Genomic DNA, 12,845 nt, shown 5'->3' on the forward strand with positions numbered 1-12,845 from the left:
ATGCCGGGCACGCCCGGAGGGGCGTGACCGGCACCGGCATGTGCAGCGACCGGATGCCGCCGTGTCACCCGATCTGGATGGCGGCGACCCTCGGCGGGCGGTTCGGGAAGGTAATGTCGGTCCAGCGCGTGATCCTCACGGAGTCACCGTTCACGTCGAAGTAGGTCAGGTCGTTGTTGCCCGTGGAGATCCGGTCGACCCACCACCCGCCGAAGTCGGTCCTCCCCCCGTTCGCGTAGCAGTCGACGCTGTCACGGCCGTCGAGGTGCGACCAGATCTTCAGGAAGTCATTGCGGCCCCCGTCACACTGGACGTGGTCGATGGCGAAGGCGTCGGCGCTCGGCGGGCCGACGGTGAACGTGGCGGCTGCGGCGAGCGCCATGGCCATGGAACAGATGGCCCTCTTGGTCTTCGAGATCACGGTTTCTCCCTCGTACGAGGGCCGGGGCGCGGCCCGGCGTTGTCGGTGACGTCACGTCATGACGGGAACGGTGCTCTGCCGATTCGGGAACGGCCGACCGCGCACCGGTCCGGCTCCTCACGGGCGTGCCTGTCAGTGACACGGCCGCAGGACCCGAGATCTCAAAGTAGTGACCCCTCGTCCCCCATCCGGCCCCAACACTCCGAATGCGAACCGACGGGCCGAGACATCACCCGATCGTGGCGCTCACCCGCGCGTGCGGCGGGCGGCGAGCGCGTGCCGGGCCCGCGTCAGGGGCGGCTGGGGTCAGTCGAGTTCGTTCTTGTGGACGACGCCGATGACAGTGGCGCCCGTGGCTTGCGTGTTGACTGGTCGGGCCTGCTGATCAGCCACGGCGATCAAGAGAAGCTGGGCTCTCCGGGCTTCCACCCCGACGGCGTCCACTGACATCCCCCGCCGACCGCCCCGGAAGTGCCGGTGCCCTGCCGGTGTGGACGGGCAGCGTGGTGCGGCGGTGAAGTGCGGGCACAGTCCCGCGGGCACGAGGCGCGGGCCGGCTACGCGCCCGGGGCCCCGTCCGGGTGGAGGGCGTCGAGGATGAGGGCGAGGCCGAAGGCGAACTCGTCGGCATAGCCGTAGCCGGGCCTGAGGACGTGTTCGGTGGCCAGCTCGGCGAGGTGGGGGTAGGCGTCGGCGGGCATCCCGCTCAGGATGGCACCCGCGACCTCGGCCGGCTCCGTCCCGCCCTTGAACGGCAGGCTGACCTCCTGGAGCACGAAACCGTACAGGTAGCTGTCGATCAGCGAGACCGCGTGCGCGGTCATCGGCACGGAGAATCCGCCGGCGCGCAGCGCGCCGATGACGGCGTCGTGGTGGCGCAGGGTCGCCGGGCCGGGCTGGGCGCGGGAGTCCATGAGGCCGATCGCCCATGGGTGGCGCAGGAGGGCAGCGCGCGCGGAGACCGCGCGCCGACGCATGGCGCTCTTCCAGTCGGCGCCGTGCGATGGGAGCTCGATCTCGCCGAACACCGCGTCCACCATGCCGTCGAGGATTTCCTCCCGGCCTGCCACGTGGTGGTAGAGCGACATCGCCTCGACCCCCAGCGGCTGGGCGATGGCCCGCATGGTGAGCGCGGCAGACCCCTTCTCGTCCGCCACCTCCACCGCCGCCCGGATCACGCGCTCACGACTCAGCGGCGTGCGGGCCGGTTTCCCGCGCCGGCCCCTGCCTTCCTCGGGCATCCGTCTCCTCCTGCACGTCCATTGACTGCCTTATGGTGTAAGGCTAACGTGCCTTACAACATAAGGTCGCCATGTCCGCGAAGGGGCTGCGCCATGGGCAAGGATCACGTGGAGAAGGTCTGCATCATCGGGGCTTCGGGGAAGCTGGGGCAGTACATGGTCGGACACGCGCTGGAACGCGGCTACGAGGTGGTCGGCGTCTGCCGGGAGCGCAGTGTGCCGAAGCTGGCCGCGTTCGAGGGGCGGATCACCGTCGTCCCCGGGGCGACGAACGACCCGGAGGTGATCCGCCGGGCGGTCGCCGGGTGCGACGGGGTGCTGACGGTGCTGGTGCCCTGGGGCGTGCAGCAGTACGCGTCGGGTACGGCGCAGGCGGTCCTCGACCACGCCCGGCCGGGCGCGCGCCTGGTGTTCTCCTGCGGCTGGCACATCACGCGCGACGGCAAGGACCGGTACTCGCGGATGTTCACCCTGGGCCTGCGGATCGCCGCCGTCCTGGGCAAGCTCGTCCGCGCGGTCGAGATCGACGACCAAGTGGAGGCGTGCCGGCGGGTGTTCGCCAGCGACACCCGGTGGACCATGGTGCGCGGTAGCGACCTGGAGGAGGGCGCGAGCCAGGGCCTGCCGGTGTGGAGCCGGCACGTGGGCGACCCGGTGCTGGCGAGCAACCTGACACGCCGGGTGGACTTCGCGCTGTTCATGGTGGAGGCGCTGACCACGGACGCTCTCGTCCGGGAGGCCCCGGCGATCGTCGGCCGCCTGACCCCCAGCGCGCTCGCCCACGCCGGCGGTACCCGAGGCCAGGGCTGAGGGCTGCCGCGGGCTGCTGCGGCGGAAGGCCGGAGGCAGGCGTGGTGCCGTGACGCACCGCTGCCCCGGACCGGCTCGGTCCGGGGCAGCACGGCATGCGGTTGCCGCTCACGCCCTCCGGCGGCCGATGCCGGGCACGAAGCGCCCGGCCTTGGATGTGTACACGGCGTAGGCGGAGCCGTGGGTGCGGTCCGGGTACGGCTCCTCCACCACCCGCACCTGCAGCTGGATCGCGGCGGCGAGGGCGGCCAGGGTGAGGACGGCGATCACGGTGGGGACCATCAGCGCCAGACCGACGGCGGTGACGGTCATCGCGGTGAACACCGGGTTGCGCATCAAGGCGAAGACGCCGCCGGTGACCAGCGCGGTGCGCTCGCCGTCCTGGACGCCCACCCGCCAGGAGGCGCCCATGGCGTTCTGCGCGCCGGCGGTGGCCGCGACGCCGACCAGGGCGATGACCAGTCCGGCCCACCGTACGGTCGTGCCGCCGGTGGCCGGGAGGCTGCCCAGCCCGGCCACCGTGGCGATCGGGGCGGCGGCCCCGCCGGCCAGGGCGAGGACGAACAGCACCCCAGCCCACCAGGACGCCGAACCGGGCGGCCCGGAGATCCCGCGGAAGCCCGCGTCCCCGGTCCGCCGACGCTGGACGGCCGCCCGCACCCCGAAGGCGTACCCCGCCCACCCCACGTACAGGGCCAGCGCCGTCTGGGCCCAGCCCGTCACCGGGCCGTCTCCGCACCGGACGGGCAGCAGGAGCAGCCCGACCCGCAGCCGCACCCGTCGCCCTTCGCCACCGAGGAGGTGTCGGAGGCCGACGGCGCGCAACAGCCCTTGCCCTGCCAGGCATCGCGGCCTTCCTTGACAGCGATGGCGGCGATGACCAGGGCGGCGACCGGGTCGGCCCAGGACCAGCCGAGGGCGGCGTTCAGGGCCAGGCCGACCAGCAGGACTGCGGACAGGTACGTGCACAGCAGGGTCTGCTTGGAGTCGGCGACCGCGCTGGCGGAGCCGAGTTCGCGGCCGGCCCGGCGCTGGGCGGCGGACAGGAACGGCATGATCGCCAGGGACAGAGCGGCCAGGGCGATGCCGGGGATGGAGTGTTCGGCTTCGTCGGCGCCGGTCAGTGCCCGGATCGAGTCGACGGCGACGTAGGCGGCGAGCGCGAAGAACGAGACGGCGATGATCCGCAGGGTGGTCTTCTCGCGGGCCTCGCGCACGGCGTGGTCCCGGGCGGAGAACTGCCAGGCGACCGCGGCGGCGGAGGACACCTCGATGATCGAGTCCAGGCCGAAGCCGACCAGCGCCGTGGAGGAGGCGACGGTGCCGGCGGTAATGGCGGCGATCGCCTCGATCACGTTGTAGGTGATCGTGGCGGCCACCAGCAGCCGTATCTGCCGGGTGAGCGCGTCGCGGCGGGCGGGGGAGGGGCCGAGCGAGATCGTCGCCATCAGCAGCAGCCCTTCTCGTCCGCGTCGACACAGGTTCGGTCCGTGGCGACCGCGACGACGGCGGTCCGCAGGTCGTCCAGCGCATGGCCGAGCCGCTCGTCGGCGAGCTCGTAGCGGGTGCGGCGGCCGACAGGGACGGCGGCGACCAGGCCGCAGTCGCGCAGACACGCCAGGTGGTTGGACAGCCGGGTGCGGGAGACGCCCAGGGCCTCGGCCAGGTCGGCCGGATGGGCCGGGGCCTCGCGCAGGGCGAGCAGGATGCGGCAGCGGATCGGGTCGGCGAGCGCGCGGCCGAACCGCGCGAGGACCTCGATCTCGGAGGCGAGAGTCAGCACGCGCCGACAGTACAAAGAAACCTGGATTCAGGAAAGCCTGAACTGAAGAACGGTCGGAGGCCTTCAAGAAACGATCGTTTCCTGAAGACCATCGGGCAGGCAGCCGAACGACCCCTCAGAGCGGGCTTCGGGCAGGCGGCGCAACCCGTTCTTCGGTAGATTGGCAACCTGGCCTGGGGCGGTCATCAAGGTCTCCACCGGAAACCTTGATGACCCCCAGGTCCGTCATCAAGGTGACGCCGGGTTGCTGTACAGCTGCCACGGTTGTCGCGCTGTCGTGCCTGGCCGTGGCTGTGTACAGCGGCGGAGCCGGGGAGTACGGCGGACGCGACAGCGCGACAGACACCCAGCCGGTACCCGGCGTGACGAGGCGTCCTGCTGGGCGGGCCGCCTGGGTAAGTGATTCGGGAGCCAGCCGGGCAACGAGCCGGGCGCGCGATCGGCGCCGCTGCCCAACGAGCCGGGGCACCGCCCAGGCCGCCAGCTCCCACCGTGGTGTCGTGGCGTCACGGCGCCACCAGCGCCACGCCCACCGAACTTCCCGACAGCGTCGTTGGACAGTCCCGCTCGGCCTGGTCGCCGATGGCGGCGCACTTGTCCTTGGTGATGCCGTCCAGGTCCGCGAGCGCGACGCCGGGATCGGCCTGCTCCATCTCGGTCATCACCTTGTTCCGCAGGGTGGTGCGGGTCCACATCGGCGGGTCTGCAGCGGGCACCGCTGTTCCACCGGGCGCCACGGCGGCCGAAGCCGTGCCGTCCGGCGCGGAAGCGGCCGTACTGCGAGGCGGGGCCCAGCCGGTGACGGCGACCGACCCGATGCCGAGGACACCGAGGAGGATAGCGGCCAAGGCTGCGAACAGACGTGGGTGCACGCGGAACTCCCGGGAGTGTGCGAAGTGGTCCGATCCTTCGTGCGTGCCGCCGCCCGGCCTCGGCGGTAGGCAATCGGCCGGGCGACGGTACGACCCGGTAGGGCCTTGAGACAAGCTGGTCAGGCCGGTGCCGGAACGGTCTCCTGCCGAGCGCGGTGAAGCCGGCCACCGCGGGCGAGGCGGTGCACGGCGGCAGCGCAGAGCAGGCCGGTCGCCGCCAGGGCCAGCCACGGGACGAACAGAGCGCCGCGTTTCACCGCGAAGTCCCACAGGGCACCGACGGCCAGGTTGCCGAGGGTGATGCCGATCCCGGAGACGGTGTTGTAGAAGCCGTAATGGGTGGCGACGAGCCGGTTGCCGGACAGCATGACGACGGTGTCCATCTCGAAGGGGTAGACCACCGCGCTCGCCGCTGCGAGCAGGGCCACCGCCACGGTGAGCGCGGCCAGTTGAGCCACCGCACCCTGCCGGCCGGCGCTCGGGGGCACCAGCGCGAGGGGGGCGAACGCCAGCCCCGTCCCGGCGAGTCCGCGCACGAGTGCCTGGGGCGCGGTCCAGGTGTGCTTCGCCCAGCCGGTCAGGCGCAGTTGTCCGGCGACGGCAACGGCGGCGGAGACGATGAACAGCCCGGTGGTGGCCTTGGTTCCGTCGTCGCCCAGGGCCAGGCCGGCAGCCAGAGGCAGGGCAAGGTAGACCTGGAAGGTGAGGATGTAGGAGCCGATCATCGCCGCCGAGAAGAGCAGGAAGGGGCGGTTGGCGACGACGGTGCGCCACTGGGTGAGGACGCCGGTGCGTTCCCCGTCCGCGAGCTGTTCCTGTTCGCCCTGGCGGGCGGGCAGGGCGCGCCACTGCAGGACGGTGAGGGCGGCGAAGATCGCGGCGGCGGTGGAGCAGACGGCGGTGAAGTCTGCGGCGAGCAGGGCGAGTCCGACGAGCGGGCCCAGCAGCATGCCGGCCTGGTAGTAGACGTTAAAGGTCGCGAAGGCGTCGACGCGGCGATCGCCTGCCTCGGCGGCCAGATAGGCGCGGACAGCCGGATTGAACAGCGCGCCGGCGAAGCCGGTAGCGGCGGAAGCGGCGAGCAGGGCGGGCAGCGAGTCGACCCAGCCGAGCAGGGCGAATCCGGCGACGCGCAGCAGGCAACCGGCGATGACGGGGACGCGGTAGCCGTAGCGGTCGGCGATGGTGCCGCCGATGAGGAACATGCCCTGTTGGGAGAGGTTACGCACGCCCAGGACCAGGCCGACGGTCCAGGCGGCGAGGTGGAGGTCGTCGGCGAGGTGGGTGGCCAGGTAGGGCATCAGCATGTAGAAGGCGAGGTTGATGGCGAACTGGTTGGCCATCAGCAGCTGTGCGGTGGAGCTGAAGCTGCGGGTCTGGTGCCACAGGTTCTTCATCGGGTGGCCTCTGCGAGGTCGCGCAGGTCGGCTGGTGTGGTGCTGGGGGCCAGCGGGTCGAGGACGGTTCGGCAGCGGGTCCAGCGGGTGACGGTGCGCTCGGCGGGGTGGGAGATCTCGTCGGGGTGCTCGGGCGGCAGGTGGCCGAGCAGATCGTGGGTGTGGCAGTAGTCGTCGTTGAAAACCGTGCCGATGTAGCGCTGGGGGCCGTCGGGGAAGACGGCTGTGATGCGGGTCTCGGGCGGGGTGGTGGCGGCGAGCCAGCGGGCGGTGAGGGCGACCGCGCCGACACTCCAACCACCGCTGGCGTAGCGGGAGGTGGCCAGGGCGCGGGCGGCCCAGACGGCTTCGGGTGCGGCGACCCAGTGGACCTCGTCGAAGAGGCGGTAGTCCACGTTGCGGGGGTAGATGCTGCTGCCCAGGCCGCGCATGAGGCGGAAGGTGGCGGGCTGGCCGAAGATCGTGGAGCCGGTGGTGTCGACGCCGACGACGCGCAGGTGGGGGAAGTAGCCGCGAAGGACGCCGGCGATGCCGGCGGAGTGGCCGCCGGTGCCGACGCTGACCACGAGGGCGTCGATGCGGCCCAGTTGGGCGATGAGCTCGTGGGCGAGCGGCCGGTAGGCGGCGACGTTGTCGGGGTTGTTGTACTGGTCGGGGCACCAGGAGCCGGGGTGGGCGGCGAGCAGTTCCTGGACCTTGTCGCGTCGGGCCTGCTGCCAGCCGCCTTCGGGGTGCGGGGTGTCCACGACGACGACCTCGGCGCCGTGGGCGGTGAGCATGCCGGTCATCAGGGGTTCGATGTCGGGGTCGGTGACAACGGTGACAGGGTGGCCGTAGGTGACCCCGGCGAGGGCGAGGCCAAGGCCCAAGGTGCCGGAGGTGGATTCCACGATCCGGGCACCGGGGCGCAGGTCGCCGCGGTCGCGGGCGGCGCGGACCATGTGCAGGGCGGGCCGGTCCTTGATGCCGCCGGGGTTGCGGCCTTCGAGTTTGGCCCAGAAGCCGTGGCCGGGGGCGGTGAACGGCTCGCCGATCCACAGCACCGGCGTGTCGCCGACCAGGCCGGCGGGCGTGTGGGCGGGCAGCGCAGCCGCGGCGAGGAGTTGTGCGGGCGTGGCGGGGACGTCGAGGTGCACGAGGTGCTGGACGGGGCGGTTCATGACAGGGCCCTCCTGCGGCCCGCCTTCACTGGGCGGGCCGTCGTGGGTGTCGGACGGTCAGGGCGTCAACGGCCGTCACGGCGCCGCGCACCTTCAGGGTGCGGAAGGGCACGCCGCGACGCCGGGCCCTGTCAGGTCCGCCAGATCCCGAGTTCCGCTCTCGCGGTGCCACCGCCACGGTCCGTCGCCCCGTGTGCCCGGTGCCACCGGGTCGGCACGGCCGGGGACACCGGGGCGAGGAGGGCTACCGGAGCGCTCTCGATCGACTCGTCAAGGACCGTGTCGAGCTGGTGCACGGTCACCGGCTGGTCGACGCCTTGGCATTCGGCCTGCTGCGGTGCCTCACCGTGCCGCTCGGAGGCCGGCGGGCAGTGCGCCGTCACGCTGGGGACGGAGTCCGCCTTGGGCAGGGCACCCGCGAGCGGGCCGTGCGCGCAGGCCAGCAGATGGACGAGCGCGGACAGCACGGCGGCGACACACACGAGCCTCCACCCGCGTTGCGCACCGAACCGTCCAGTCATGTCACCGAAAGTACACGATCGGACACGTGAGGCTTCCTTTGGAAGATGTGCGATTCAGGGCGGCATGGCCCTCACGTCGTCGGCCGTCGCCCGGCGGCCACACGGGTACGGCCGCCCGAGCCGTTCGAACAGCGGGACACCCGTCAACTCGATTGCCGGGCGTGGCGTCACCCGCACGGGGTAGCCACCACCGGCGCCCGCCAGGTGCGCTCGCGCCACCCCGCGACTGTGGCCGGCACGGCGGTGGCCGCCATCAACGGGATCTCGGCCGCGGTGCTGACCGCCTCCACACAGGCGCAGGTGGTCGGATCGGTGCCCGTCCACACGACCGATGTCCCGGAGCACGAGACGGTGATCCGGCTGCCCGCCGACATGCTGCAGTTCATCCCGCGGCCCGACGAAGAGGCGCAACGTGGCAACACCGGTTCGTAAGCTGCTCGCCCGAGCGCAGCGCTCGGCAGCGCATCTGGACATGCGCGACCATCACATGCTCGACGGTCCGGAGTTCATCGCCTGGCAGTACGGCAAGCGCCTGGAGCCGGCCGGTCGCGCCTCCTGGCGGCACGGATGGCACGACGCGGTCGCCGCGGCCGCGGTCGCGGGGTGGTGGTGCGGCGGGCGCGGATCGTCTCCGAGCCGGTCCACGACTGCATCCGCTACGAGCACGACCTGACCCACGGGAATCTCGCCGCCGGCGAACAGGTCCGATGGCTGTCACGCCGGAACACGAAGGACCTGTGCCTGCCGGGCCTGGACTTCTGGGTCTTCGACGACCAGGTGGTGCACTACCGCCACTTCACCGGCGACGGGCAGCTCGCCGAGATGGGCGAGGAGATCCTCCGCGACCCCGCCCCGGCGAAGCACTGCGCCCAGGCATTCGAGTTGGTCTGGGAGTGTTTCATCCTGCACGAGCGGTACTCGGCCTGACCCCAGCACCGTGTCCATGTCCCCGTCCTCCAGCGCGCAGGCGGTCCGCAAAGCCGTCGCGGACCGCCTGCACGAGCTGATGCTGGACGCCGGCCTCACCGGCAAGCAGCTCGCCGACCGTTGCGGATGGATGGCGGCCACCGCCTCCCGCATCATCAACGCCAAGACCGCGCCGAACGACCAGCAGATCCGTGCCTGGTGCGCGGTGTGCGGCATCGGTGGCTGCCGGTCCGCGGAGCTTGCCCTCCTTGGCGGCCATCGCGAGTGCGCTCCGGAGCCGACAGGCTCGATCAGCCGATCGGTGGTGCGAGGTATTCCAGCGCGTAACCGCCGCCGGAGGGGGCTACGCGGGCGATGCCGGGTGAGTCGAGGTGGGCGCCGGCTACGAAGTGGTGTGGTTGGGTCAGTTGTTCGAGGAGGGCCGCGCGCGCGGCGCGGGCCTGGGACTGGTTGCCGTCGAGCTCCCAGGACACGTTCGGCTGATCGAACTGGAGGGTGGGAACGTGAACGGTGTCGCCCCAGACGAGAAGGTGGCCGGTGCCGCTCCGGATGTCGTAGACGGTGTGACCGGGTGTGTGGCCCGGTGTCGGGATCGCGGTGGTCCAGTCGTTGATCGCGACCTTCTCCGACACGGGTACGACCCGGTCGCGGATCGGCTCGAGCCGCCCCGTGAACACCGAGGTGTCGCCCGCGCCGATCCACACGCGTTCGAGTTCGGTGAACGCCTCTGAACCGTCCGGTGCGATCAGGCCGCTCACGTGGTCTTCGTGCTTGTGGGTGATGGCCACATCGGTGACACGCGCGCGGTCGATTCCCGCTTCGTCGAGCGCGTCGTAGATCAATCCCATGGTGGGGTCGTGCCAGGCGTTGGACGCGCCGGTGTCGATGAGAACCGACCGCGTGCCGTCGGTGACGAAGAAGGCGTTGACCGACAGCCGCAAGTTGTCGCCGGCCAGCGGGACGGCGGCCGGCAGCGCATCGAGCGTGCGCCCGTCCTCGTCACGGAGCCGTGTCGGCGGCATGTCGATGTACCCGTCCCGCAACGAGATCACCTGTAGGTCGCCGAACTCGAACGTGGCATGGTGCCGGCCACTTGAGACTAAACGCATGGAACCTCCGTCGTGTTGGGCGCACGTCGCGCGTCTCCGATAGAAGACTCTGTCTTCTTTAGAAGAAACACTACACTCTGGGCAGCCAGGTACCCATCGATCGAGGAGCACGGTGGTCAAGCAAGACGGAAACGCGGCCGAACCACAGCACGGTGACGACCTGGCCGGTGCGTTCGGCGGTAACGTCCGGCGACGCCGTGAGGAGGCGGGCCTGACGTTGGAGCAGCTGTCCACACAGTCGTCGGTCAGCCGGGCGATGCTGTCGAAGGTCGAACGCGGTGAGAAGAGCCCGACGATCGGCGTCGCGTCCAGGATCGCCCACGCGCTCGACACGTCGCTCTCGGACCTGATCGGTGCGCCGGATGCTGCCGCGTCCGGTGTGGCCGTTGTCATGCGCAAGAACGATCGCCCCGTTTTCCGTGACCCGGAAACCGGCTTCGAGCGGCACATGGTGTCAGCGGCCCCGGGCGCGGGAGGAGCCGAGATGGTCGTCCACTACCTCCCCGCGCAGGTCTCCACCGGGCTGCTGCCCGCGTATCCGCCGGGTTCGGAGAAACAACTCGTGGTGCTCGAAGGCACGCTCACCGTCGCGATCGGCGGAATCAGCGAGACCCTGAACACAGGCGACTCCCTCTTCTTCCAAGCCGACGCGGACCATGGCTTCGCCAACCCGACGAACGCTCCCTGCGAATACATCATGGTCATCTCGCGCAGAACCTGATCGGCGGCAGCTTGCGGGCCTGGATCTCCGTGGCAGCGCCCGTACCCACGGGGTGAGGTAGGCGAAAGTGCGGCCCAGCAGGGGCAGGAAGCGGTCCGGGGCGTGGAACTGGCCTCGGCCGAAACGGCCAGGACGTTCGGGTCCAGGTGGGCCGGGTCCCCGTGCAGCAGGCGTTCGGGTCCGCAGTGGACCAGCAGCGCCCGCGCGGCCTCCGGGGCGTCCGCCCACCATGCCGCCGTGGGCGCTCCGTGCGGCACGGCTGGGAAGGACGTTCGCGCCGGGGCGCTCGTGGGTGGACAGGCCGGCGGTGGGAAGGGCAGCGAGGGACACCGGTCCAGTACGGCAGGCCGAGAGCACCCCCGTCGGATCGTTGACGAAAGTCTGGCAGGGGCAGGGCCCTTGCTGACGGAACATTGGCGAGAGCCGGCGCGCGCCCGTCGCCGGTCCGGGCGGGCGCGTCAACGGCACGTCAGTAACGTGTCGACAGGTCGTCAGGGGTTCGTCAGGGAGGGTGAACGAGCTTGCCCCGGACACAAGGGCAGGCTTTGATGGAGCACATGCACCGCTCGACACGCCACCACGACCGCCCGCCGCATAGTCGGCCGCGGATCGTCGCTGTCGCGGTCGCCACCGCCGTCCGGTAGAGCCGAGCCGCTACCCGCTCTCCGCCGGCCGTGGGCGCGGGTTCGGTGCCGTAGACCGAATCCGTGCCGATCACCGCCGCCCGTCCCTCAGCCCCAACCGGCTCCGAGCGCCAGGGGACGGACGCGCCTCTTCTCATCGCATCACACCTTTCCCGCGCCGGCGGCCCCGGAACCGAGCGGCCTCGTGCCGCTCTGCCTCCGCACCCCGCCGGTGCCTTCCACCCTTGGATGGGTCATGTCCGACGCTGTTCTGTCCGCTCGCACCGCCCTCGTCACCGGCGCCTCCTCCGGGATCGGTTGGGAGACCGCCCGGCTGCTCGCCGGGCACGGTGCGACCGTGCTCGTGCACGCCCGCACCGCCGCCGAGGCGGAGTACGCCGTCGCCCGGCTGGTCGAAGCGGGCGTTCGGCGGGACCAACTCGTCGAGCTGGCCGCCGACTTCACCCGCCTCGCGGAGGTCGCGGTGCTGGCCGGCACGGTCGTCAAGCACTACCCGGCGCTGGACCTGCTGGTGAACAACGCCGCCGCGATGGCGCCCGAGCGCTGCACCCTCACCGACGACGGCAACGAGGTCTCGCTCCAGGTCAACTTCCTGGCCGCGCACCTGCTGGCGAAGCTGCTGCGCGCGCCGCTCTCGGCGGCCGGCGACGCCCGGATCGTCAACGTCTCCTCCTCGCTGCACCGCACCGCCTCGATGAACTGGTCGGACCCGCACCGGGTGAAGAAGTACTCGCGGGTCGCCGCGTACGCGCAGTCGCAGCTCGCGCTCACCATGGCGACCGCCGACATGGCCCCGGCCGACTCGGGCATCACCGCCGTCAGCCTCAACCCCGGCCAGTGCGCCACCGCGCTGCTGCCGCTGTACGGGCGCACCGGCGCGCCGGCCGTGGAGGGCGCGGCAGCCGTCGTACAGCTCTGCCTGCCGGAGAAGGTCGTCGTCAACGGCGCCTACTACGAGGGCGGTTCGGTCGCGCAGACGGCGCCGGCTGCGCAGGAGGAGCGCTCGCTGAAGCGGCTTGCCAAGCTCGCCGACCAACTGGTCGACCAGGCCGCCTGAACCGTAACCCGAAGAACCGGAGGAACCGCGATGTCCAAGCGCGCCCGCAAGAAGAAGGCCCGTCGGAAGAAGAAGGCGAACCACGGCCGGAAGGCTTGCCGGTAACCCGACAGACCCACCCGGTGCCGCGTGCCACCGGCACCGGGTGCGTGCCTTCGGCCCCTGGGGTCCGTCGTCAGGCC

At 71.4% G+C, this 12,845-nt stretch carries 14 protein-coding genes and 2 pseudogenes; 6 read left to right on the forward strand and 10 right to left on the reverse strand.

Going from position 1 to position 12,845, the window contains the following annotated elements; all coding sequences use genetic code 11:
- Nucleotides 1–64: 64 nt before the first annotated feature.
- Together ACFU7Y_RS26840 and ACFU7Y_RS26845 are read right to left on the reverse strand one after the other, a co-directional pair.
- Entirely contained in the window at nucleotides 65–421 is a 357-nt protein-coding gene (locus ACFU7Y_RS26840; RefSeq protein ID WP_224279214.1) for a beta/gamma crystallin domain-containing protein, read from the reverse strand.
- 557 nt (nucleotides 422–978) lie between these two features.
- Nucleotides 979–1,662 carry a TetR/AcrR family transcriptional regulator gene (locus ACFU7Y_RS26845; protein ID WP_380769906.1) on the reverse strand — a complete coding sequence of 228 codons (684 nt, stop codon included), beginning with the start codon at nucleotides 1,660–1,662 and terminating at the stop codon, nucleotides 979–981.
- A 93-nt stretch (nucleotides 1,663–1,755) separates the two neighbouring features.
- Here ACFU7Y_RS26845 and ACFU7Y_RS26850 point away from each other — a divergent pair, with 93 nt between their 5' ends.
- Nucleotides 1,756–2,472 carry an NAD(P)-dependent oxidoreductase gene (locus ACFU7Y_RS26850; RefSeq protein ID WP_224279208.1) on the forward strand — a complete coding sequence of 239 codons (717 nt, stop codon included), beginning with the start codon at nucleotides 1,756–1,758 and terminating at the stop codon, nucleotides 2,470–2,472.
- Nucleotides 2,473–2,580: 108 nt separating this feature from the next.
- Here the strand turns inward: ACFU7Y_RS26850 and ACFU7Y_RS26855 are convergent, their stop codons facing one another.
- From ACFU7Y_RS26855 to ACFU7Y_RS26885, 7 genes are all read right to left on the reverse strand, one after another.
- Nucleotides 2,581–3,195: an isoprenylcysteine carboxylmethyltransferase family protein gene (locus tag ACFU7Y_RS26855; protein ID WP_224279207.1), complete on the reverse strand. Its 615-nt coding sequence runs from the start codon at nucleotides 3,193–3,195 to the stop codon at nucleotides 2,581–2,583.
- The gene (locus ACFU7Y_RS26860) at nucleotides 3,192–3,920 is read right to left on the reverse strand and encodes a cation transporter (RefSeq protein WP_224279204.1); all 729 of its coding nucleotides are present in this window, start codon (nucleotides 3,918–3,920) and stop codon (nucleotides 3,192–3,194) included. The genes ACFU7Y_RS26855 and ACFU7Y_RS26860 overlap by 4 nt, the downstream gene beginning before the upstream one ends.
- Entirely contained in the window at nucleotides 3,920–4,255 is a 336-nt protein-coding gene (locus ACFU7Y_RS26865) for a helix-turn-helix transcriptional regulator (RefSeq protein ID WP_224279202.1), read from the reverse strand. Before ACFU7Y_RS26865 ends, ACFU7Y_RS26860 begins: the two co-directional genes overlap by 1 nt.
- 506 nt (nucleotides 4,256–4,761) lie before the next feature.
- Entirely contained in the window at nucleotides 4,762–4,971 is a 210-nt protein-coding gene (locus tag ACFU7Y_RS26870) for a hypothetical protein (protein ID WP_224279201.1), read from the reverse strand.
- Nucleotides 4,972–5,246: 275 nt separating this feature from the next.
- On the reverse strand, nucleotides 5,247–6,524 hold the full coding sequence (locus ACFU7Y_RS26875; RefSeq protein WP_224279199.1) for an MFS transporter: 1,278 nt from the start codon (nucleotides 6,522–6,524) through the stop codon (nucleotides 5,247–5,249).
- Nucleotides 6,521–7,684: a PLP-dependent cysteine synthase family protein gene (locus ACFU7Y_RS26880; RefSeq protein ID WP_380769908.1), complete on the reverse strand. Its 1,164-nt coding sequence runs from the start codon at nucleotides 7,682–7,684 to the stop codon at nucleotides 6,521–6,523. Before ACFU7Y_RS26880 ends, ACFU7Y_RS26875 begins: the two co-directional genes overlap by 4 nt.
- 131 nt (nucleotides 7,685–7,815) lie before the next feature.
- Nucleotides 7,816–8,166: a hypothetical protein gene (locus ACFU7Y_RS26885; protein WP_380769910.1), complete on the reverse strand. Its 351-nt coding sequence runs from the start codon at nucleotides 8,164–8,166 to the stop codon at nucleotides 7,816–7,818.
- A 267-nt stretch (nucleotides 8,167–8,433) separates the two neighbouring features.
- Here ACFU7Y_RS26885 and ACFU7Y_RS26890 point away from each other — a divergent pair, with 267 nt between their 5' ends.
- From ACFU7Y_RS26890 to ACFU7Y_RS26900, 3 genes and pseudogenes are all read left to right on the forward strand, one after another.
- Complete coding sequence (locus tag ACFU7Y_RS26890) at nucleotides 8,434–8,637, forward strand: hypothetical protein (protein ID WP_380769912.1); 204 nt, start codon at nucleotides 8,434–8,436, stop codon at nucleotides 8,635–8,637.
- Between the two features lie 55 nt (nucleotides 8,638–8,692).
- A pseudogene (locus tag ACFU7Y_RS26895) lies at nucleotides 8,693–9,132 on the forward strand (DUF6879 family protein).
- 16 nt (nucleotides 9,133–9,148) lie between these two features.
- Nucleotides 9,149–9,361 (forward strand): annotated as a pseudogene (locus ACFU7Y_RS26900) (helix-turn-helix domain-containing protein); the annotation flags it as partial.
- A 61-nt stretch (nucleotides 9,362–9,422) separates the two neighbouring features.
- Here the strand turns inward: ACFU7Y_RS26900 and ACFU7Y_RS26905 are convergent.
- Nucleotides 9,423–10,241 carry an MBL fold metallo-hydrolase gene (locus tag ACFU7Y_RS26905; RefSeq protein WP_224279191.1) on the reverse strand — a complete coding sequence of 273 codons (819 nt, stop codon included), beginning with the start codon at nucleotides 10,239–10,241 and terminating at the stop codon, nucleotides 9,423–9,425.
- Between the two features lie 112 nt (nucleotides 10,242–10,353).
- Here ACFU7Y_RS26905 and ACFU7Y_RS26910 point away from each other — a divergent pair, with 112 nt between their 5' ends.
- Nucleotides 10,354–10,962, forward strand: a complete 609-nt coding sequence (locus ACFU7Y_RS26910; protein ID WP_224279189.1) for an XRE family transcriptional regulator — start codon at nucleotides 10,354–10,356, stop codon at nucleotides 10,960–10,962.
- Between the two features lie 879 nt (nucleotides 10,963–11,841).
- The gene (locus ACFU7Y_RS26915; protein WP_380769911.1) at nucleotides 11,842–12,663 is read left to right on the forward strand and encodes an SDR family NAD(P)-dependent oxidoreductase; all 822 of its coding nucleotides are present in this window, start codon (nucleotides 11,842–11,844) and stop codon (nucleotides 12,661–12,663) included.
- Nucleotides 12,664–12,845 lie beyond the last annotated feature (182 nt).

The organism is Kitasatospora sp. NPDC057542 (assembly GCF_042801945.1).
Classification (GTDB): domain Bacteria; phylum Actinomycetota; class Actinomycetes; order Streptomycetales; family Streptomycetaceae; genus Kitasatospora.